At 59.8% G+C, this 22,038-nt stretch carries 19 protein-coding genes and 1 pseudogene; 11 read left to right on the top strand and 9 right to left on the bottom strand.

What is annotated here, in order from left to right:
• The first annotated feature begins 4 nt into the window (after positions 1-4).
• From nuoI to AC0J41_RS08835, 9 genes are all read left to right on the top strand, one after another.
• Positions 5-553, top strand: a complete 549-nt coding sequence (gene nuoI / locus AC0J41_RS08875; protein WP_007920177.1) for an NADH-quinone oxidoreductase subunit NuoI — start codon at positions 5-7, stop codon at positions 551-553.
• A 9-nt stretch (positions 554-562) separates the two neighbouring features.
• Entirely contained in the window at positions 563-1,063 is a 501-nt protein-coding gene (nuoJ, locus tag AC0J41_RS08870; protein ID WP_025108991.1) for an NADH-quinone oxidoreductase subunit J, read from the top strand.
• A 3-nt stretch (positions 1,064-1,066) separates the two neighbouring features.
• On the top strand, positions 1,067-1,375 hold the full coding sequence (gene nuoK / locus AC0J41_RS08865; protein WP_003180046.1) for an NADH-quinone oxidoreductase subunit NuoK: 309 nt from the start codon (positions 1,067-1,069) through the stop codon (positions 1,373-1,375).
• On the top strand, positions 1,372-3,225 hold the full coding sequence (gene nuoL / locus AC0J41_RS08860) for an NADH-quinone oxidoreductase subunit L (protein WP_473015220.1): 1,854 nt from the start codon (positions 1,372-1,374) through the stop codon (positions 3,223-3,225). Before nuoK ends, nuoL begins: the two co-directional genes overlap by 4 nt.
• A gap of 39 nt (positions 3,226-3,264) precedes the next feature.
• Positions 3,265-4,797 (top strand): NADH-quinone oxidoreductase subunit M, encoded by a 1,533-nt coding sequence (gene nuoM / locus AC0J41_RS08855; RefSeq protein ID WP_025108989.1) that lies wholly within the window; start codon positions 3,265-3,267, stop codon positions 4,795-4,797.
• A gap of 7 nt (positions 4,798-4,804) precedes the next feature.
• Complete coding sequence (gene nuoN, locus AC0J41_RS08850) at positions 4,805-6,268, top strand: NADH-quinone oxidoreductase subunit NuoN (protein WP_007920173.1); 1,464 nt, start codon at positions 4,805-4,807, stop codon at positions 6,266-6,268.
• A gap of 586 nt (positions 6,269-6,854) precedes the next feature.
• Complete coding sequence (locus AC0J41_RS08845) at positions 6,855-7,205, top strand: toxin (protein ID WP_473015219.1); 351 nt, start codon at positions 6,855-6,857, stop codon at positions 7,203-7,205.
• Complete coding sequence (locus AC0J41_RS08840) at positions 7,195-7,509, top strand: helix-turn-helix domain-containing protein (RefSeq protein WP_007964870.1); 315 nt, start codon at positions 7,195-7,197, stop codon at positions 7,507-7,509. The genes AC0J41_RS08845 and AC0J41_RS08840 overlap by 11 nt, the downstream gene beginning before the upstream one ends.
• Before the next feature lie 170 nt (positions 7,510-7,679).
• A complete protein-coding gene (locus tag AC0J41_RS08835; protein ID WP_473015218.1) occupies positions 7,680-9,005 on the top strand; it encodes an OprD family porin in 1,326 nt (441 codons plus the stop codon).
• Positions 9,006-9,219: 214 nt separating this feature from the next.
• On the opposite strand, the pseudogene AC0J41_RS08830 reads toward AC0J41_RS08835, so the two are convergent.
• From AC0J41_RS08830 to AC0J41_RS08805, 6 genes and pseudogenes are all read right to left on the bottom strand, one after another.
• A pseudogene (locus tag AC0J41_RS08830) lies at positions 9,220-9,369 on the bottom strand (DUF6124 family protein); the annotation flags it as partial.
• A 141-nt stretch (positions 9,370-9,510) separates the two neighbouring features.
• Complete coding sequence (locus AC0J41_RS08825; protein WP_025108986.1) at positions 9,511-9,843, bottom strand: co-regulatory protein PtrA N-terminal domain-containing protein; 333 nt, start codon at positions 9,841-9,843, stop codon at positions 9,511-9,513.
• Between the two features lie 78 nt (positions 9,844-9,921).
• Positions 9,922-10,125 carry a co-regulatory protein PtrA N-terminal domain-containing protein gene (locus tag AC0J41_RS08820; RefSeq protein WP_473015216.1) on the bottom strand — a complete coding sequence of 68 codons (204 nt, stop codon included), beginning with the start codon at positions 10,123-10,125 and terminating at the stop codon, positions 9,922-9,924.
• Positions 10,126-10,348: 223 nt separating this feature from the next.
• Positions 10,349-13,498, bottom strand: coding sequence for a CusA/CzcA family heavy metal efflux RND transporter (locus tag AC0J41_RS08815; protein ID WP_473015215.1), 3,150 nt, complete (start codon positions 13,496-13,498; stop codon positions 10,349-10,351).
• Positions 13,499-13,513: 15 nt separating this feature from the next.
• The gene (locus AC0J41_RS08810) at positions 13,514-14,707 is read right to left on the bottom strand and encodes an efflux RND transporter periplasmic adaptor subunit (RefSeq protein ID WP_473015214.1); all 1,194 of its coding nucleotides are present in this window, start codon (positions 14,705-14,707) and stop codon (positions 13,514-13,516) included.
• A 48-nt stretch (positions 14,708-14,755) separates the two neighbouring features.
• The gene (locus AC0J41_RS08805; RefSeq protein ID WP_473015213.1) at positions 14,756-16,003 is read right to left on the bottom strand and encodes a TolC family protein; all 1,248 of its coding nucleotides are present in this window, start codon (positions 16,001-16,003) and stop codon (positions 14,756-14,758) included.
• Between the two features lie 411 nt (positions 16,004-16,414).
• Here AC0J41_RS08805 and AC0J41_RS08800 point away from each other — a divergent pair, with 411 nt between their 5' ends.
• Both AC0J41_RS08800 and AC0J41_RS08795 read left to right on the top strand, forming a co-directional pair.
• Positions 16,415-17,089 (top strand): heavy metal response regulator transcription factor, encoded by a 675-nt coding sequence (locus AC0J41_RS08800; protein ID WP_473015212.1) that lies wholly within the window; start codon positions 16,415-16,417, stop codon positions 17,087-17,089.
• Positions 17,086-18,519, top strand: coding sequence for a heavy metal sensor histidine kinase (locus AC0J41_RS08795; protein WP_473015211.1), 1,434 nt, complete (start codon positions 17,086-17,088; stop codon positions 18,517-18,519). The genes AC0J41_RS08800 and AC0J41_RS08795 overlap by 4 nt, the downstream gene beginning before the upstream one ends.
• 640 nt (positions 18,520-19,159) lie before the next feature.
• Here AC0J41_RS08795 and AC0J41_RS08790 read toward each other — a convergent pair.
• Genes AC0J41_RS08790 through AC0J41_RS08780 form a run of 3 tightly spaced genes read right to left on the bottom strand, consistent with a single transcriptional unit; the run spans position 19,160 to position 22,033 of the window.
• Positions 19,160-20,902 (bottom strand): ABC transporter substrate-binding protein, encoded by a 1,743-nt coding sequence (locus AC0J41_RS08790; protein ID WP_473015210.1) that lies wholly within the window; start codon positions 20,900-20,902, stop codon positions 19,160-19,162.
• Positions 20,903-20,949: 47 nt separating this feature from the next.
• The gene (locus AC0J41_RS08785) at positions 20,950-21,222 is read right to left on the bottom strand and encodes a DUF2160 domain-containing protein (RefSeq protein WP_025108976.1); all 273 of its coding nucleotides are present in this window, start codon (positions 21,220-21,222) and stop codon (positions 20,950-20,952) included.
• A gap of 10 nt (positions 21,223-21,232) precedes the next feature.
• On the bottom strand, positions 21,233-22,033 hold the full coding sequence (locus AC0J41_RS08780) for a carbohydrate ABC transporter permease (RefSeq protein WP_025108975.1): 801 nt from the start codon (positions 22,031-22,033) through the stop codon (positions 21,233-21,235).
• Positions 22,034-22,038 lie beyond the last annotated feature (5 nt).

Raw genomic sequence — 22,038 nt, 5'->3', positions numbered from 1 at the left:
ACCCATGTTCAAATATATTGGCGACATCGTTAAGGGTACCGGTACCCAGTTGCGCAGCCTGGTCATGGTCTTCGGCCATGGCTTTCGCAAGCGCGACACCCTGCAATACCCGGAAGAAGCGGTCTATCTGCCGCCACGCTACCGTGGCCGTATTGTCCTGACCCGCGACCCCGATGGCGAAGAGCGTTGCGTAGCCTGCAACCTGTGCGCCGTGGCTTGCCCGGTCGGTTGCATCTCGCTGCAAAAAGCTGAAACCGAAGACGGTCGCTGGTACCCGGACTTCTTCCGTATCAACTTCTCGCGCTGCATTTTCTGCGGTCTCTGCGAGGAAGCCTGTCCGACCACCGCAATCCAGCTGACCCCGGATTTCGAGATGGCCGAGTTCAAACGTCAGGACCTGGTGTACGAGAAAGAAGATCTGCTGATCTCCGGCCCCGGCAAAAACCCTGATTACAACTTCTATCGTGTTGCAGGTATGGCAATCGCTGGCAAGCCGAAAGGCTCTGCGCAGAACGAAGCCGAACCGATCAACGTGAAGAGCTTGCTGCCTTAAGGAAGAACGATGGAATTCGCTTTCTATTTCGCATCGGGTATCGCGGTTGTGTCCACGCTACGTGTGGTCACCAACACCAACCCTGTGCATGCCCTGCTCTACCTGATCATCTCGTTGATCGCCGTGGCCATGACCTTCTTCGCACTCGGCGCACCGTTCGCCGGCGTGCTGGAAGTGATCGCCTACGCTGGCGCCATCATGGTGCTGTTCGTGTTCGTGGTGATGATGCTGAACCTGGGCCCAGCCTCGGTTCAGCAGGAACGCAGCTGGCTCAAGCCCGGTATCTGGGCGGGCCCGGTGATTCTCGCCGCCCTGCTGCTCGCCGAACTGCTGTATGTACTGTTCGCTCACCAGAGCGGTCAGGCCATCGGCCACACCACCGTGGACGCGAAAGCCGTGGGCATCAGCCTGTTCGGCCCGTACCTGCTGGTGGTCGAACTCGCCTCGATGCTGCTGCTCGCCGCAGCCGTCACGGCGTTCCATTTGGGCCGTAACGAGGCGAAGGAGTAAGACATGCCTGCTATCCCTCTCGAGCATGGATTGGCCGTTGCCGGCATCCTGTTCTGCCTTGGTCTGGTCGGCCTGATGGTCCGCCGCAACATTTTGTTCGTGTTGATGAGCCTGGAAGTGATGATGAACGCCTCTGCACTGGCCTTCATCGTGGCGGGCGCTCGCTGGGCGCAACCGGATGGACAGATCATGTTCATTCTGGTGATCAGCCTTGCAGCCGCCGAGGCCAGTATTGGTCTGGCGATCCTGCTGCAACTGTATCGCCGCTTCCACACGCTCGATATCGACGCTGCCAGTGAGATGCGCGGATGAACCTAATCTTTCTGACTTTTGTATTCCCCCTGATCGGTTTCCTGCTGCTGTCGTTCTCCCGTGGACGCTGGTCGGAAAACCTCTCGGCGCTGATCGGCGTGGGTTCCATTGGCTTGTCGGCGATTGTCGCCGCCTACGTCATCTGGCAATTCAACGTCGCGCCACCCGAAGGCGGTCACTACACCCTGGTGCTCTGGAAGTGGATGGCGGTGGAAGGCTTCAAGCCTGACTTCGCCCTCTACGTCGACGGCCTGTCGGTCACCATGCTCGGCGTGGTGGTGGGCGTAGGTTTCCTGATCCACCTGTTTGCGTCCTGGTACATGCGCGGCGAAGCGGGTTACTCGCGCTTCTTCTCGTACACCAACCTGTTTATCGCCAGCATGCTGTTCCTGGTGCTCGGCGATAACCTGTTGTTCCTGTACTTCGGCTGGGAAGGCGTGGGCCTGTGCTCGTACCTGTTGATCGGTTTCTACTACAGCAACCGCAACAACGGTAACGCCGCACTCAAGGCCTTCATCGTGACCCGGATCGGCGACGTGTTCATGGCCATCGGCCTGTTCATCCTGTTCCAGCAAGTGGGCACGTTGAACATCCAGGAACTGCTGGTGCTGGCACCGCAGAAATTCCAGGTCGGTGACTTCTGGATCACTCTGGCAACCCTGATGCTGCTGGGTGGCGCAGTCGGTAAATCGGCGCAACTGCCACTGCAAACCTGGCTTGCGGATGCGATGGCCGGTCCGACCCCGGTTTCGGCACTGATCCACGCCGCGACCATGGTGACCGCCGGTGTCTACCTGATCGCCCGTACTCACGGTCTGTTCACCCTGGCACCGGAAATCCTGCACCTGGTCGGCATCGTCGGTGGTGTGACTCTGGTTCTCGCAGGCTTCGCGGCACTGGTACAAACCGACATCAAACGTATCCTCGCCTACTCGACCATGAGCCAGATCGGCTACATGTTCCTGGCGCTGGGCGTTGGCGCATGGGATGGCGCGATTTTCCACCTGATGACCCACGCCTTCTTCAAGGCCCTGCTGTTCCTTGCTTCCGGTGCGGTGATCGTTGCCTGCCACCATGAGCAGAACATCTTCAAGATGGGCGGCCTGTGGAAAAAACTGCCACTGGCCTACGCCAGCTTCATCGTCGGTGGTGCTGCGCTGGCCGCTCTGCCACTGGTCACCGCGGGCTTCTACTCCAAGGACGAAATCCTTTGGGAAGCGTTCGCCAGCGGCAACCACGGTCTGCTCTACGCAGGTCTGGTCGGCGCGTTCATGACGTCGCTGTACACCTTCCGCCTGATCTTCATCACGTTCCACGGTGAAGCCAAGACTGAAGCCCACGCCGGTCACGGCATCGCTCACTGGCTGCCACTGTCGGTGCTGATCGTGCTGTCGACCTTCGTCGGCGCCATGATCGTTCCACCGCTGCACGGCGTACTGCCGCAAAGCGTTGGGCATGCCGGTGGCGAAGCCAAGCACAGTCTGGAAATCGCTTCGGGCGCCATCGCCCTGGCCGGTATCCTGCTGGCGGCCCTGCTGTTCCTCGGCAAGCGTCGCTTCGTGACGGCAATCGCCAACAGCGGCATCGGCCGTTTCCTCTCGGCCTGGTGGTTCGCTGCCTGGGGCTTCGACTGGATCTACGACAAACTGTTCGTCAAGCCGTACCTTGCGATCAGCCACATGCTGCGCAAAGACCCGCTCGACCAGACCATCGGTCTGATCCCGCGTATGGCCAAGGGTGGTCACACCGCCCTGAGCCGCACCGAGACCGGTCAACTGCGTTGGTACGCTGCTTCGATGGCTGCTGGTGCCGTGCTGGTAATCGGCGCCATCGTGCTGGTAGCGGTCTGATATGAACCTTGCGAATTTGCGAAAGGAAACGAGCCCGTCATGATTCTGCCTTGGCTAATCCTGATCCCCTTCATCGGCGGCCTGCTGTGCTGGATGGGTGAGCGCTTCGGCGCTACCCTCCCCCGCTGGATTGCGCTGTTGACCATGACCCTGGAACTCGCCCTCGGCCTCTGGCTGTGGGCCCACGGTGACTATTCATTTGCTCCGGCGCCTGGCGCCGATCCGACCTGGGCGCTTGAGTTCAAGCATGTCTGGATCCAGCGCTTCGGCATCAACGTGCACCTGGCCCTCGACGGCCTGTCGCTGTTGATGATCCTGCTGACCGGTCTGCTGGGTATCCTCTCGGTACTCTGCTCGTGGAAAGAGATTCAACGTCACGTTGGCTTCTTCCACCTGAACCTGATGTGGATCCTGGGCGGCGTTGTCGGCGTGTTCCTCGCCCTCGACCTGTTCATGTTCTTCTTCTTCTGGGAAATGATGCTGGTGCCGATGTACTTCCTCATCGCGCTCTGGGGTCACAGTTCTTCGGACGGCAAGAAAACCCGGATCTACGCAGCAACCAAGTTCTTCATCTTCACTCAGGCTTCCGGCCTGATCATGCTGGTGGCGATCCTGGGTCTGGTGCTGGTCAACTTCAACAACACCGGCGTGATTACCTTCAACTACGCCGACCTGTTGAAAACCAAGATGTCGATGACCACCGAGTACATTCTGATGCTCGGCTTCTTCATCGCCTTCGCGGTCAAGCTGCCAGTGGTGCCGTTCCACTCGTGGCTGCCTGACGCTCACGCCCAGGCACCGACCGCAGGTTCCGTCGACCTCGCCGGTATCTTGCTGAAAACCGCGGCCTACGGTCTGCTGCGTTTCGCCCTGCCGCTGTTCCCGAACGCCTCGGCCGAGTTTGCGCCGATCGCCATGACCCTCGGTCTGATCGGGATTTTCTACGGTGCATTCCTGGCGTTCGCCCAAACCGACATCAAGCGTCTGATCGCCTTCTCGTCCGTTTCTCACATGGGTTTCGTCCTGATCGGCATCTACTCCGGCAGCCAACTGGCGCTGCAAGGCGCTGTGATCCAGATGCTGGCGCACGGTCTGTCGGCAGCGGCACTGTTTATCCTCAGCGGTCAGCTGTACGAGCGTCTGCACACTCGTGACATGCGTGAGATGGGCGGTCTGTGGTCGCGTATCGCTTACCTGCCGGCAATCAGCCTGTTCTTCGCCGCCGCATCCTTGGGCTTGCCGGGGACCGGTAACTTCGTCGGCGAATTCCTGATCCTGATCGGCACGTTCGCCAGTGCGCCATGGATCACTGCGATTGCCACGTCCGGTCTGGTGTTCGGTTCGGTCTACTCGTTGATCATGATCCACCGCGCCTACTTCGGCCCGGCCAAATCGGATTCGATCCTGCACGGTATGGACGGTCGCGAACTGATCATGGTGCTGGGCCTTGCGGCGTTGCTGGTTTACCTCGGCGTCTACCCGCAGCCGTTCCTCGACACTTCCGCCGCCACGATGCATGGCGTGCAGCAGTGGCTCGGCACCGCCTTCACTCAACTCGCTTCGGCCCGGTAAGAGCGCTATGGAATTCACGATTCAACACTTTATTGCGCTTGCGCCACTGTTGATCACCAGCCTCACCATTATCGTGGTGATGCTGGCAATCGCCTGGCGCCGCAACCACTCGCAGACCTTCCTGATCTCGGTCGCCGGTCTGAACCTGGCCTTGCTGTCGATCCTGCCGGCACTGAAAGTCGCGCCTCTGGCCGTGACCCCGTTGCTGCAGATCGACACCTTCGCCTGCCTGTACATGGCGCTGATCCTGGTCGCCACCCTCGCCTGCGTCACCCTCGCCCACGCCTATCTGGGCGATGGCGGTTCGGGTTACCCGGGCAACCGTGAAGAACTCTACCTGCTGATCCTGATGGCCGCCGCCGGCGGTCTGGTTCTGGTCAGCGCGCAGCACCTCGCCGGTTTGTTCATCGGTCTGGAACTGCTCTCGGTACCGGTCTACGGTCTGGTGGCTTACGCCTTCTTCAACAAGCGTTCGCTGGAAGCCGGCATCAAGTACATGGTGCTGTCGGCCGCCGGTTCCGCGTTCCTGTTGTTCGGTATGGCGCTGCTGTACGCCGACTCGGGTTCGCTGAGCTTCGTCGGTATCGGTCAGGCACTGGCTGCAACCGGCCTGCCTAGCTCGCTGGCGCAACTGGGCCTGGGCATGATGCTGATCGGTCTGGCGTTCAAGCTGTCGCTGGTACCGTTCCACCTGTGGACGCCTGACGTCTACGAAGGTGCTCCGGCACCGGTCGCAGCCTTCCTTGCGACCGCTTCGAAGGTTGCGGTGTTTGCGGTCATGGTGCGTCTGTTCCAGATCTCCCCTGCTGCCAGCAGTGGCGTGCTGAGCGACGTACTGACCGTCATCGCCATTGCCTCGATCCTGTTCGGTAACCTGCTGGCCCTGACTCAGAGCAACCTCAAGCGTCTGCTCGGTTACTCGTCCATCGCGCACTTCGGCTACCTGCTGATCGCACTGGTGGCGAGCAAGGGTCTGGCGGTGGAAGCCATCGGCGTCTACCTGGTCACCTACGTGATCACCAGCCTCGGCGCGTTCGGCGTGATCACGCTGATGTCCTCGCCGTACAACGGCCGTGACGCCGACGCACTGTACGAGTACCGCGGCCTGTTCTGGCGCCGTCCGTACCTGACCGCCGTACTCACCGTGATGATGCTGTCCCTGGCCGGTATCCCGCTGACCGCTGGCTTCATCGGCAAGTTCTACATCATCGCGACCGGTGTCGAATCGCACCAGTGGTGGCTGGTAGGTTCGCTGGTTCTGGGCAGCGCCATCGGCGTCTTCTACTACCTGCGCGTGATGGTCACCCTGTACCTGATCGAGCCAAACCTGCGTCGCCATGACGCCCAGCTGCACTGGGAACAGAAGGCAGGCGGCGTAATGCTGCTGGCCATCGCCCTGGTCGCATTCTTCCTGGGTGTGTACCCGCAGCCATTGCTGACACTGGTTCAGCAGGCGGGTCTGGCGGGCTGATTGCTCCGTTAGAACTGGCAACAAAAGAAACGGCACCTTCGGGTGCCGTTTTTGTTTTTACAGGATTCGATATCTCGAGCGCTTGCGCTGTCCTCATCGCGGGCAAGCCCGGCTCCCACAGGTTTGTGCGTCGCTCACAAAATCCGGGTACACCCAAAAACCAATGTGGGAGCGAGCCTGCTCGCGAAGGCGTCGGCACTTCCACCATATTCAGTGCCTGACACTCCGCTATCGCGAGCAGGCTCACTCCTACAGGCTGTGTGTCATTCACAAATTCTGTGCCACCCCGGATTACTGCAGGAGCGTGGCTTGCCCGCGATGGCGTCGGCACATCCACCCTCTTCATAGCTTCACACCCCGCCACTTTCGCCATTCGGCGCTGGACACTGCTGCGCGATTGTTCCGACACGCCAGTTGCGAAGCCTCTTCACAGATCAGTCGAACGTTCCTACAGCTCCCGTCAATTCGTCCTACAGGTGTTTTTACGACCGGCGTCTACCGTTGAAAAAGGGACGAAAAGCAGGGCCAGGAGGCCTTGACCGATTCGATTATCGAGACAACACTATACGTAGGTAGCGTACAGAACATGGATGCTCTATTTATCGAATTGCCTGTGTTTCAGAAGCACCGAGACGACTATCTGGATGACGAACTGTTTCGCAGCTTTCAACTGGAGTTGCTGAAAAATCCGCAAGCGGGCGATCTCATTGAGGACACAGGCGGGCTTCGTAAAATTCGCTTTAGCGACCAACGAAGAGGCAAAGGTAAGCGCAGCGGATTACGAGTGATTTATTACTGGTGGTCAGGCTTCGATCAGTTCTGGCTCTTTACCGTCTACAACAAAAACGAGCAGGACGATTTGACACCTGCCCAGAAAAAACTTTTCAGAAAAACACTGGATAGAGAACTCAACGCGAGAACCCACTATGAAACGTGACATTTTTTCCGAATTGATGGATGGACTGGAAGCACTGGCCGATGAACGCCAAGGCAAAATCACCTTGCGTACCCACAAGGTTCAGCTGCCAAAACTGATGCCGATCACTGCGGAGGAAGTCGTAGCCATCCGTCAGCAACTTAATCTTTCCCGGTCAGTATTCGCGATGTATCTACGCACCAACACGCGAACACTCGAAAACTGGGAGCAAGGACGAGCAACGCCCAATGCTCAGGCCACAACCCTGATCCGTCTGGTCGAACGTTTCCCCCAAACTATCGAACAGCTCGCAGCCCTGACCTGACCGTTTTCACTCCACTCACATGACGAAATTGTAATTCCCCCATCACCTTGGCGTTATCCGCAGCTTGTAACGATGTCACCCGGCGACCAATGCCGGCGGGCCCTGCCCCGCCGAACAATAAAACTTACGCCGAAGCACGTTCCCGCTCTGCCGATCCCAAGGAGTGTTTGATGGTTAACCATAAAAAAATGTCGATGGCCGCTTTAGCGGTGGTGGTCGGCTCCGGGCCGTCCATGGTGTTTGCCGAAGACAAGCCCGAGGGCTTTGTCGAAGGCAGCAGCCTGACGGTGCTCAACCGCAATTTCTACTTCAATCGTGATCATCGTAACGGCCAGTCCAGCCCCACCGGCAACGGTTATTCCGAAGCCTGGGCGCATGCGGTGATCAGCAAGTTCGAATCCGGTTTCACCCAAGGCACCGTCGGGGTGGGTGTCGATGCGTTTGCGATGATCGGGCTGAAGCTCGACACCGGCGACGGGCGCAACGGTGGCCGCAGTTCGTTTGATGTGTTGCCGGTCAACAGCGACGGTCAGGCGCGGGATGAATACACCAAGGTCGGTGGCGCCGCGAAAGTGCGGGCGTTCGATACGGTGGTCAAGGTCGGTGATGTGTTCCCGGCCAACCCGATGGTGGCGGCCGGTGACTCGCGCCTGCTGCCGGAAAGTTTTCGCGGGGTAACAGCGAGCAACACCAGCATCGAAGGCCTGTCGATTCAGGGTGGACGCCTGCACGCGATGAGCCAACCGGTTTCCAGCGACATGCGCGAGAACTTCGCAACCTTCTACGCAGGCCCGGTCAATTCGCCGTGGATCGCTTACGGCGGTGGCGATTATGCGCTGAACAAGAACCTCAGCTTCAGCCTCTATTCCAGTCGCCTCAAGGACGCCTGGAATCAGTATTACGCCGGCACCGCATGGACCTATCCACTGTCCGATGACGTGTCATTGTTCGGTGGCCTGAACTATTACAAGGCTGTCGACGAAGGCAAGCAATTGCTCGGGCGGTTCGACAACAACATCTGGAGCGGCCGTGTCGGCGTGAAATTCGGCGCCCACTCCGTCGCCCTCTCCCACCAGCGCAACAACGGAAACGACGACTTCGACTACCTGCGCCAGTCCGACTCGATCTTCCTCGACAACTCCATCCAGTACAGCGACTTCAACTCGCCGAAAGAACGCTCGTGGATGGCGCGTTATGACCTCGACATGACCGCGTACGGCGTACCCGGTTTGTCCTTCATGACCCGCTACGCACGCGGCACTGACGCGGACTATTCCAACGCCAACGCCGTGTACATGCGCCGCGATGCCGAGGGTAATCCGCTGACCGACCAGAAGCGCTGGGAGCGGGATGTCGAAGTCAAATACGTGGTGCAAAGCGGTTCGATGAAAGACCTGTCGCTGCGCCTGCGTCAGGCCACCACCCGCGCCACGGCGTTCGAATCCGACCTGGATGAAGTACGCGTGATCGTCGAATACCCGCTGGCGATTCTCTGAGTTTAACGAGCAATACCATTCACCTTTTAGAAGCTCCTTGCTCCTTTGGTCAGAGGTGAATTTTTGGCGTCCTTCGGGACGCCTTTTTTGTGCCCCGATCGATATCACACCGCAGATACCTGTGGGAGCGGGCTTGCTCGCGAAGAGGCCGTGTCAGTCGACATCAATATTGAATGGACACACCGCTTTCGCGAGCAAGCCCGCTCCCACCGAGTTATGCGGCAGGATTGACGTTATCCAGTGCCTTGTTCACCGCCAGTTCGCCGAGCATGACGACTTGGGCGATGCCGAGCAGCGTCTTGCAATGCGTGCCTTCCAGCAACGCAGCAAAGTCGCCGAGCATCACCGTGGCCGAGGCGAAGGAAAGGGGGAAGTTGTACGCAGGTTGGAACATTGGGTAGAGAGCGGATGTCCGACGGGCAACCTGAAAACTTGTGTGGGAAAGCTCAGCATTTCCCACACAAGTTTTAAACATTCCGAATTGAAATACGCAACGTGTGCGTCCTCAGCCACCGCTGTTGCGGCACACACCCGCCACGCTGTACTTGAGCGTATTGAGCTGTCCTTTCGAATCCTCGTAGGTCATGGCCGTCGGGACCACCGCGCAACCTGGCTGCGGCTTCACCACACTGACGATTTTCACCACGTCCAGCTTCATGCCGTATTCGTAGTCCTTCACCACTGGCGCCGCTTTGCCTTGCTCGGCGGCGTATTGCTCCATGGCTTTGGCGTTGGCGCTGAAGGCGCGCTCGAAGGTGCGGTCACCGCCGCCTTCGGCCATGACCAGAGAAGACATCGCCATGACACCGGCGAACGCGATCAACTTGAGCATTTTCATATCCATTTCCTTCCCACCCAGGCTTAAAAAAAAGCCCAGCATCGATGCGCGATGACGGGCTTGATCAAGTGCTGTCGCTTACAGGCTCTTGCTGTTGTCGACGGCTTTTTCATTAACCACCACCGGGTTGCCGGCGGCTTTTTCCTTGGCCACGAACAGCTCCATGGAGCGGTCGTTGTTGGTCATCATCCGGTCGAAAGTGCGGTCGCCGCCGCCTTCAGCCACGACCAGGGAAGACATCGCCAACGCCACTACAAAAGCACCCATCTGTACGATTTTCATCTTTGATTCCTCGTTTAAGTAACTGACGGGATCAAGGTAACAATCCGAACCTTTCGTGACGGTGGCGTGGAAATTACATATCCGTAATGTGCCTGGCACAGGTTCCAGACCAGACAAAAAACGGTGGGAGCGGGCTTGCTCGCGAAGGCGGTGTGGCATTCAACATTGATGTCGACTGACACGGCCTCTTCGCGAGCAAGCCCGCTCCCACAGGGGGAATCACCTACCGAGTGAGAAGCGGATCCTCATCCCGCAGGTGGGCAAGTTGATACAGCGCGGGCAGGATCAGCAACGTAAGGATCGTGGAGGACAGGATTCCGCCGATCACTACGGTGGCCAGCGGTCGCTGCACTTCGGCCCCCGTACCCGTCGCCAGCGCCATCGGAATAAAGCCCAGCGACGCCACCAGCGCGGTCATCAACACCGGGCGCAATCGTGTCAGCGCGCCGACATTAATCGCATCCGCCAGCGACCGCCCTTCCTCACGCAGATTACGAATGAACGCAATCATCACCAGGCCGTTGAGCACCGCCACCCCGGACAAGGCAATAAACCCGACGCCCGCCGATATCGACAACGGAATATCGCGCAGCCACAGCGCCATCACGCCGCCGGTCAAGGCAAACGGGATCCCGGTAAACACCAGCAAACCGTCCTTGAGGTTGTTGAACATCATGAACAACAAGCCGAACACCAGCAGCAACGCCACCGGCACCACAATCTGCAGGCGCTTGGCCGCCGATTGCAGTTGCTCGAACTGCCCGCCCCAACTGGTCCAGTAACCGGCCGGGACTTGCACGTCGCGTTCGATCACCTCAGCGGCCTCGCTGACGAACGAGCCGATATCGCGCCCACGAACGTTGGCGCTGACGATCACCAGACGCTTGCCGTTTTCACGGCTGACCTGATTCGGCCCGAGCACCAGGTCGAGGCTGGCGACGTCCTTCAGTGCGATAAACCCGATCTGGTTCGCCGCGCCGCTCAGCGCCGGTACCGGAATCAACAGCGCCGACAAACCGTCGATGTCCTTGCGCATGGCATCGGACAAACGCACCACCATGTCGAAACGTCGATCACCCTCGTACAAGGTGCCGGCCTGACGCCCGCCCACCGCCACGGCGATGGTGTCCTGCACATCGCCAACGTTGAGGCCATAACGCGCGGCCTTGTCGCGGTCGATGTTGATGGTCAGCACCGGTAGCCCGCTCGTCTGCTCGACCTTCACTTCAGAGGCGCCGGTGACCTTCTGCATCGCCGCCGCGATCTTCGCCGCCGTGGCGTTGAGCACGTCCATGTCATCACCGAACACCTTCACCGCGACATCGCTGCGCACGCCGGAGATCAGTTCGTTGAAGCGCAGCTGGATCGGCTGCGACAGTTCATAGTTGCTGCCCGGCAGCGTCGCGGCGGCCGCTTGCAGTTCGGCCATCAGGGTTTCGCGGGACTTGCCCGGGTCCGGCCATTGATCCTTGGGCTTGAGCATCACGTAGCTGTCGGAGATGTTTGGCGGCATCGGATCGGAAGCGATTTCCGCGGTGCCGGTTCGGGCAAAGACGCGTTCGACCTCCGGCACTTTGGCCAGAATCAACTTTTCCAGACGCTGCTGCATGTCCACCGATTGCGTCAGGCTGGTGCCCGGTACGCGCAAGGCTTGCAGGGCGAAATCACCCTCGCTGAGGCTCGGTACAAACTCGCTGCCCATGCGACTGGTCAACACGCCGCTGAACACGATCACGCCCAACGCCGCGCCCACGGCCACCGTGCGATGCGCCATGACCCAGTCCAACGCCGGTGCGTACACACGACGTGCGCCACGCATCACCGCGCCCTCTTCTTCCTTGACCTTGCCGGTCACGAACAACGCAATCGCCGCCGGCACGAAGGTCACCGACAACAACATCGCACCGAGCAATGCGATGACCACGGTGAACGCCATCGGATGGAACATTTTCCCTTCGACACCGCTCAGGGCGAAGATCGGCAGGTACACCACCATGATGATCAACTGGCCGAAAATCAGCGGACGCCGCGCCTCTTTCGCCGCCGCAAAGACTTCCTTGAAACGCTCGGCACGGGTCAGCAATCGCCCGTGATGCTGCTGCGCATGGGCCAGGCGGCGCAGGGTGTTTTCGACAATCACCACGGCGCCATCGACGATGATGCCGAAGTCCAGCGCACCCAGGCTCATCAGGTTGGCACTGACCTTGTTGCTGAACATGCCGGTGAAGGTGAACAGCATCGACAGCGGAATCACCATCGCGGTAATCAGCGCCGCGCGAATGTTGCCGAGGAACAGGTACAGAATCGCGATCACCAGAATCGCGCCTTCGACGAGGTTCTTTTTCACCGTGGCGATGGCTTTATCGACCAGGTGCGTGCGGTCGTACACCGGTACAGCGATTACGCCTTGCGGCAGGGATTTGTTGATCTGTTCAAGCTTGCTCGCGACCGCTTGCGACACTGTGCGGCTGTTCTCGCCGATCAGCATGAACACCGTGCCAAGCACCACTTCGCGACCATTTTCCGTGGCCGCACCGCTGCGCAGTTCACGACCGATTTCCACGGTGGCGACGTTCTTCACCCGGATCGGCGTGCCGTCGACATTGGCCATGACGATGTTGGCGATGTCCTCGGTGCTCGCGACTTGGCCTGGGGCGCGAATCAACAACTGCTCGCCACTACGCTCGATATAACCTGCGCCGACGTTGGCGTTGTTGCGCTCAAGCGCAGTGATCAGATCGGTGAGCGTGAGTCTGTACGCGGCCAGGCGTTTCGGATCAGGCGCAATCTGGTATTCCTTGGCAAAGCCACCGATGGTGTTGATCTCGGCCACGCCAGGCACGTTGCGCAGTTGCGGCTTGATGATCCAGTCCTGAATCACCCGCAGATCGGTCGGCGTGTAGGCGCTGCCGTCATCCTTGAGAGCACCTTCCTTGGCTTCCACCGTCCACAGGAAGATCTCGCCGAGGCCGGTGGAAATCGGCCCCATCATCGCTTCCACGCCTTCGGGCAATTGCTCCTTGGCGATCTGCAGACGCTCGTTGACCAGTTGGCGGGCGAAGAACAGGTCGGTGCCGTCTTTGAAGATCACCGTCACTTGCGACAGCCCGGAGCGCGACAGCGAACGAGTCTGCTCCAGCGCCGGCAAACCGGCCATCGCGGTTTCAATCGCAAAGGTAATGCGCTGCTCGGTTTCCAGCGGTGAGAATCCGGCGGCGCCGGTATTGATCTGCACCTGGACGTTGGTGATGTCGGGCACGGCGTCGATCGGCAGCTTTTGATAACTGGCGATGCCGAGGCCGGCCATGAGCAGAACGGCGAGCAGCACGATGATGCGCTGCTCGATGGCAAACTGGATCAGGCGTTCGAACATGAGGACCTTCCAGAATTAATGACTGTGCTCGGCTGAGGCTTTGCCCAGCTCCGACTTGAGAACGAAGCTGCCAGCGCTGGCGACTTGCGCGCCGGCGTCCAGCCCTTGAGTGACTTCCACTAAACCGGCGGCGCGACTGCCCAGCTCCACCGCTTGCGCCTTGAAGCCATCGTCGGTGCGCACGAATACCGTGGGTTTGTCCTCGACGGTCTGGATCGCGGTTTCCGGCACGGCGACTTTTGCCAGACGGCTGTCGGTGGCGACCAGCGCGTTGACGAACAGCCCCGGGCGCCACGAGCCTTGCGGGTTTTCCAGGGTGACGCGAACAGTCGCGGTACGGGTTTGTTCACCAAGCAAGCTGCCCACATAGGCCACGGTGCCGGTGACCTCGGCTTTCAATTCCGCAGCGCTGACGGTGACCGGTTTGCCCACCTGCACCTTGTTCAGATCCTTGGGCGAAACACCGAAGGTGACCCACACCCGCGACAGATCCGAAAGGGTAAATGCTGCCGTGGTCTCATCGACCACCTCCCCTGGCGTCAGGTGTTTTTCCACCACCACGCCGTCGAACGGTGCGCGCAGTTCGTAACGATTGCCGCCAGTGGCGACCACGCTGCCGCTGAGCACGCTGATTTTCTGTCGGGCGTTGTTCATGGCGATTTCCGCCTCTTCCAGCGCCTGCTTCGCCTGCAGGAAATCCTGCTCGGCGGAGATTTTGTCCTGCCACAGCTTTTTCTCGCGTTCGTAGGTAGTCCGCGCCAAAACCAGACGCCGTTGCGCGGCAGCCTGTTCGCTGCGTTGATCGGAGATCTGCTGACTGGCGATCACCGCCAGCAACTGGCCCTTTTTCACCGATTGCCCGAGGTTGACCGCCACCGACTCGACCACCCCTGGCACTCGCGGCACGACATGCGCCGTGCGATCCTCGTCGAAGCGCACTTCGCCGGGGAACGACAGGCCGAGACTGATGCTCTGCGCCCGCGCCTCGGCCAGTTGAATGCCTGCGGCAGTGATCTGCTCGGTGCTTAGTTCGATGTGCCCTTCTTCGTCATGTTCGCCGTCGGCCGCAGCGCCTTCCTCGGCGTGATCAGCGTGTTCGGAAGCCTCGTCGGCGTGCGCTTCGATATTGCTCGAGGCCGGCCACATCGCGCCGATGCCGATGCCCAATGCCAACGTCGCCACCGCGACAACCATCAGTCTTTTGTCCATGGAAACTCCTCTGCGCCGTGCCATCGCGCAGTTGTCTGAAAGTGAAATTCAAGGGCGGACGCTGAGGTCGCCGAAGATCCGTTCGATGCGCACGCGAGCGTCGGTCGCCTCGCTGACGGCCTGGATGTATTGGCTGCGGGCGGCGATCAGCGTGCGCTGGGCGTCGAGCACGTCGAGGAAACCGAACTTGCCCATTTCGAAGCCGCGCGTAGCGCTGTCCACCGCACTTTGCGCGGCGGGCAGGATGGTCTGGTTGAACGCTTTGACTTCGCCGTTGGCGGTCTGCCATTGCTCGAGGCTGGTCTGGATTTCGGTGCGCAAGCGCAGCTCGGTGGCGTTGCGCAGATCGCGCGCCTGATCGGTCCGCCGTGCTGCGGCAAGCACGTTGCCCTGATTGCGGTTGAACAGCGGGATCGGCATCGACAGGCCGACCACGTTGACCCGCTCACGCTCGGTTTCGCTGTACTGACTGCCGATGCTCACGGTGAGGTCAGGGATACGCTGGGACTTTTCCAGGCCCAACGACGCTTCGCGCTGATCGATCTGCAACTTCGCCAGACGCAGTTCGGCAGTCTCGTTCAAACGCTCGAGCAAACGGGTCGGCGGCGGCACACTGGTGAGGTTTTGTGTGGCGGCCTGCACGTTGGTCGAAGTCGGCAACGGTGCGCCCATGACCTGCGCCAGTTGCTGATAGGCGTTGGCCTGATCGCGCTCGGCGCGACTCAGTTCCAGGCGCACTTCAGAAAGCTGCACCTGTGCCCGCGTGCCTTCGACCGGCGACGATTTGCCGGCCTCGATGCGCCCTTGGGCCACACGCAAACCGTGCTCGGCCAGTTGCAATGACTGGCGCGACAGCTGCAGACGTTGCTGCGCAGTTTGCGCGCTGTTGAAGGCTTGAATCACATCGGCACGCAAGGCGTTGCGCTTGCGCTCCAGCTCGATGCCGGCAGCATCCTGCGCGCGGCTGGCGACGTCGATGCGGGCGCCGCGTTTGCCGCCCAGCTCAATCGGCTGGCTGAGCATCACTGTGGTGGTGCGCGAGTTGCGCCGGGTGTCTTCGGCTTCCCAGGAAACTTCGGGGTTGGGAATCAGGCCCGCCTGCTTGCGGTCGCCCTCGGCAATGCCGATTTCCCATTGCGCGGCGGCCAGATCCGGGTTGCCGGCGAAGGCGCTTTGCAGGGCTTGATCCAGGGTCAGGGTCGATGCGCTGGCCAGGCTGCTGCCGACCAGCAACAAGAGCCCGCTGGCGGTTTTTTTCAGGCGTGATCGCGCCGTCAGTTCTATTAAACCGGGCAATGGAAGACTTCCTTTAGTTCAGGATTTTTCGATGCCGCCACGGTAGGGTTTTGAACTTATCGACAAGGTGACTGAAACATTACAAATCCGTTATCCACGGTTTACGGAAGTTGTTTTGTTCTAGGATGCGAAGTGCAAAAGGCTTTGCCGCAACACACGGAAACAAATACACAGTAGTTATCTGCCGAATAGCACTTGCCTGAATGCAATACATGTTTTTAGCGCACTCAAGCTGCGACAGGCTGTCGCGGATGGCCATTTTAAAGGCCTTTTTGGTTGACCCTGTAGCCGCTACAGCCTTTACCGTATATGCCATTCACTTATTGAAATCCGTCCGGAAGCTCTTACAAAAACAATAACTTTCCCGACCACCTTAATTAAATATCCATTAAATAAAAGTGGTGATAGATCATGCGAATCCTTGTCGTCGAGGACGAGCTTAAAGCGGCCGAATACTTGCATCAGGGTTTGACCGAAAGTGGTTATGTCGTTGACCACGCCATCAATGGCGCCGACGGTTTGCATCTGGCGCAACAGCAGACGTATGACCTGATCATTCTCGACGTAAACTTGCCGGAACTCGACGGCTGGGGCGTGCTGGAACAACTGCGCCGCACGCACTCAACGCGGGTGATGATGCTCACCGCACGCGGGCGCCTGGCCGACAAGATTCGTGGTCTGGATCTGGGTGCCGACGACTATCTGGTCAAGCCGTTCGAATTTCCCGAACTGCTGGCGCGGGTGCGTACATTGATGCGCCGCAGCGAAAACATCCCGGTGCCGCCGGTGCTGAAAGTCGCTGATCTGGAACTCGATCCGGGCCGACATCGGGCGTTTCGTGGCGAGCAGCGCATCGACCTGACCACCAAGGAATTCGCCCTGCTGCATCTGTTGATGCGCCAGTCTGGCGAGGTGCTGACACGTACGCAGATCATCTCGCTGGTGTGGGACATGAATTTCGACTGTGACACCAACGTGGTCGAAGTGTCGATCCGCCGCTTGCGGGCAAAGATCGACGACCCGTTCGACCACAAGCTGATCCACACCCTGCGCGGTGTCGGCTACGTGCTGGAGGCGCGGGAATGAAGCCCGCCAGCCTGTCGATGCGCCTTGGTCTGACGGTGAGTACGCTGGGCGCAATGTTGGTGGTGTTTCTGGCGATCCTGGCGTATTTCGCCCTGACCCATGAGCTCAATGCGCTGTCCCGCGACAGCCTGCAAAAGAAGATGGCGCAGGTTGAACACAGCCTGTCGCTGTACATCGATGCCAATGAAGTCAGCGGCAAGCCGCACATTCTGCTTGATCAGGTGATGGGCCACGACAACCTGACACTGACGATTTATGACCGTTTGAATCTGCGCTCGCCGCTGCTCAAGTCTGGCTCGGGGCTGGCCGATCCACGGGTGGAACTCAGAGCTGTTCGCGGGACCACCGATCAACTGGCCTACAGCGACAGCACCGATGCCGAAGGCGCCAGATTCCTCACTGCCTCGAAGCTGATTCGCCTCAAGGATGGCAGCAGCGTGCCGGTGCTGTTGTCGATGGACAATGCCCATGATCAGACGCTGCTCAGTGCCTATTTGCGTTCGACGCTGGTTGCCTTGCCGTTGCTGCTGGTGTTCATCGGCCTGACCGCCTGGGGCGCAGTGCAACGCGGATTGGCACCGCTGCGCGAGTTCCGCAAGGTGGCGGCGATGGTCTCGACCCAGGATCTGGAGCATCGACTGTCGGTGGTGAACATGCCGCAGGAGTTGAGCGCACTGGCACAAGGCATCAATTTCATGCTGGATCGGCTGGACGCCGGCGTGCAGCAGTTGTCGCAGTTTTCCGATGATCTGGCCCACGAATTGCGCACGCCGATCAATAACCTGATGGGCAAGGCGCAGGTAACCTTGTCCCGCGAGCGCACGACCGAAGAGTACAAGGACGTGCTGGTGTCCTGCACTGAGGAGCTGGAGCGCGTCGCGCGGATTGTCTCGGACATGCTGTTTCTGGCGCAGGTCAGCCATCCGTCGGCGCTGGCGCCGTTTGAGCCGGTGGCGCTGGAGGATGAAGCAGCGAAGGTCGCGGAGATGTTTTCGCTGTCGGCGCAGGACAAGGACATTCACCTGAGCGTGGTGGGCTGCGCGACGGTGGCGGGCGATCGGCTGATGATTCAGCGGGCGATTTCAAATCTGCTGTCGAATGCGCTGCGACACTGCCCGAACGGTAAAACCGTGACATTGCTGATCGAGCAAGGTGCAACGCAAAGCTCGCTGCTGGTGAGCAATCCTGGGCCCGGCATCGAGGCCCGGCATCTGTCGCACCTGTTCGACCGTTTCTACCGCGTCGACAGCGCCCGCTCGCGCTCGCAAGGCAGCACCGGGCTGGGCCTGGCCATCGTGCGCTCGATCATGAGCCTGCATCAGGGGGTGGCCGAGGTGAAGAGCCTGCCGGGGGTGATGACGGTGTTCAGGCTTGGTTTTCCTGCGGTGACAGGAACGCCCCCATCGCTTGCAGGCAAGCTCCCACAATGATCGGCGTTGTGAACACTTCAAAACCTGTGGGAGCTTGCCTGCAAGCGAAGGCGTTGGGTCAGTCACCTTTTTGTTATCTGACACACCGCCTTCGCGAGCAAGCCCGCTCCCACAGTGATCGACGGTGAGCCCTGCAGTTGTGAACACCGCGAAACCTGCGGGAGCTTGCCTGCAAGCGAAGGCGTTGGGGCAGGCACCTTTTTGTTATCTGACACACCGCCTTCGCGAGCAAGCCCGCTCCCACAATGATCGGCGGTGAGCCCTGCAGTTGTGAACACCGCGAAACCTGTGGGAGCTTGCCTGCAAGCGAAGGCGGCGGGTCAGTCCCCTCTTTGTTATCTGAGACATCGCATTCGCGAGCAAGCCCGCTCCCACAGTGATCGGCGGTGAGCCCTGCAGTTGTGAACACCGCGAAACCTGTGGGAGCTTGCCTGCAAGCGAAGGCGTTGGGTCAGGCACCTTTTTGTTATCTGACACACCGCCTTCGCGAGCAAGCCCGCTCCCACAGTGATCGCGGTCATCCGCAAAATGTGTGGACGCCGCCGAAACCTGTGGGAGCGGGCTTGCTCGCGAAGGCGGCCGCTCAGGCACACATGAAAACGGCACCTTTCGGTGCCGTTCGCCTTTCACAGTGCCGCTATCACTTGCGCGCATCCGCCCACGATTTCAGCAGTTCGTTGTAGCTCACGGTCTCGCCTTTCGGCTTCTCGTTCGCCAGTTTCGGTTTTGGTGCGCCCGGCTGATCGAACCAATACTGCGCGTCGCGTTCCGGATTCATCTTCGGTGCGCAAACAGCCTGGGCCTTGGAGCGTTCCAGGCGCGTCATGATCGCGTCCTGATCCTTGGCCAGGCCATCCAGCGCCTGTTGCGGGGTCTTCTCGCCGCTGGCAGCTTCCGCGATGTGGCTCCACCACAGTTGCGCCAGCCGTGGATAGTCCGGCACGTTGGTCCCGGTCGGGGTCCATTGCACGCGGGCCGGGCTGCGGTAGAACTCGACCAGGCCACCGAGTTTCGGCGCCATATCGGTCATCGCCTGCGAGTTGATGTCCGACTCACGAATCGGTGTCAGGCCGACGATGGTTTTCTTCAGCGAGACGGTTTTCGACGTCACGAACTGCGCATACAGCCACGCCGCCAGCTTCTGCTTCTCAGGCGTGGACTTCATGAACGTCCACGAACCCACGTCCTGATACCCCAACTTCATGCCCTCCTCCCAATACGGCCCGCGTGGCGACGGCGCCATGCGCCATTTCGGCGTGCCGTCGGCGTTGACCACCGGCAGGCCGGGTTTGGTCATGTCGGCGGTGAACGCGGTGTACCAGAAAATCTGCTGCGCGATGTTGCCCTGCGACGGCACCGGCCCCGACTCGGAGAAGGTCATGCCCGCCGCTTCCGGTGGTGCGTAGGCCTTGAGCCAGTCAACGTATTTCTGCGTGGCAAACACCGCGGCCGGGCCGTTGGTGTCGCCGCCGCGGGTCACACTGGAACCGACCGGGTGGCAATCCTCGACGCGAATCCCCCACTCGTCCACGGGCAAGCCGTTGGGCAGGCCCTTGTCGCCGCCGCCGGCCATGGAAAACCAGGCATCGGTGAAGCGCCAGCCGAGCGATGGGTCTTTCTTGCCATAGTCCATGTGCCCGTAGACGCGTTTGCCGTCGATTTCCTTGACGTCTTCGCTGAAGAACTTGGCGATGTCTTCATAGGCCGACCAGTTCACCGGCACGCCGAGTTCATAGCCGTACTTTTCCTTGAACTTGGCTTTCAGGTCCGCCCGTTCAAACCAGTCGGCGCGGAACCAGTACAGGTTGGCGAACTGCTGGTCGGGCAGTTGATAGATCTTGCCGTCCGGCGCGGTGGTGAACGAAATGCCGATGAAGTCTTTGATATCGAGGGTCGACGAGGTGAAGTTCTTGCCTTCGTTGGCCATCAGGTCGGTGATCGATTCAGTCTTGCCGTAGCGAAAGTGCGTGCCGATCAGGTCCGAGTCGTTGACCCAGCCGTCGTAGATGTTCTTGTCGGACTGCATCACCGTCTGCATTTTTTCCACCACGTCACCTTCTTGCAGCAGGTCGTGGGTGAGCTTGATCCCGGTGATTTCGGTGAAGGCCTTGGCCAGCACTTTCGACTCGTATTCGTGGGTGGTCAGGGTCTCGGAAACCACCTTGATTTCCATGCCGCGAAACGGCTCGGCAGCCTTGATGAACCACTTCAATTCTTCGAGTTGCTGATCGGCCGTCAGGGTGGACGGTTTGAATTCGCTGCCGATCCATTTTTTCGCAGCGTCTTCATAGGCATCGGCCCAAGCAGATGCGCTCAAACCGCTGAGTGCCAGCATGGCTGCCAATGAAATGCTATGTCGCAGCTTATTGTTTTTATCGAACATAGAGACCTCCAGTTAGAGTTTCGGAGCACGATTGCCGAGCGACTCGACTAGCCCCAGCGCATCACAACCAACAGCCACACCAGAGACAGCGCGGACGCTACCCAGATGCTCCAGTCGGTGGCGCCGATGACCAGCAAATGCAGGTAGGCGCTGCCGAGAAGACCGATGAACAAGCGATCGCCACGGGTGGTGGCAATCGGTAGAAAACCTCGCCGCAGGATGCTCGGCGAGCGCAATTCCCAGGTGGTCATGCCCACCAGCAACAGGCCGATGGCGATAAAGAACCCCGCCGTGGGGGTGGTCCAGCTCATCCATTCCATCATGCGTTCCTCAGACCCGACCCAAGGCAAAGCCCTTGGCCACGTGATTGCGAACAAACCAGATCACCAGCATGCCCGGCAGGATGGTCAGCACCCCCGCCGCTGCCAGCACGCCCCAGTCAATGCCTGACGCCGAGACCGTGCGCGTCATCACCGCGGCAATCGGCTTGGCGTTGACCGAGGTCAGCGTGCGCGCCAACAACAGTTCGACCCAGGAAAACATGAAGCAGAAAAACGCCGTGACGCCGATCCCGGAGCCGATCAGCGGGATGAAAATCTTCACGAAGAACTTGGGAAAGCTGTAGCCGTCGATGTAGGCGGTTTCGTCGATTTCCTTGGGCACGCCGGACATGAAGCCTTCAAGAATCCACACCGCCAACGGCACGTTGAACAGACAATGCGCCAGCGCCACGGCGATGTGCGTATCGAACAGCCCGATCGATGAGTACAACTGGAAGAACGGCAGCAAAAACACCGCCGGCGGCGCCATGCGATTGGTCAGCAGCCAGAAGAACAGATGCTTGTCGCCCAGGAAGCGATAGCGCGAAAACGCGTACGCCGCCGGTAACGCCACGCTCAGCGAGATCACCGTGTTCAGGCTGACGTAGTACAGCGAGTTGATGTAGCCGCTGTACCAGCTCGGGTCGGTGAAGATCACCTTGTAGTTGTGCCAGGTGAAGTCCTGCGGAAACAGGGTCAGGCCGCCGAGGATCTCGGTGTTGCTCTTGAACGACATGTTCAGCAGCCAGTAGATCGGCACCAGCAGGAACAGGATGTACACCAGCAACGGAATAAGCTTTCTTTTGCTCATGGCCG

The sequence above is a fragment of the Pseudomonas sp. Arb-4-2C genome (assembly GCF_055755015.1).
The sequence above is the reverse complement of the archived record's forward strand: the minus strand, read 5'-3'. Positions and strand labels throughout refer to the sequence as shown.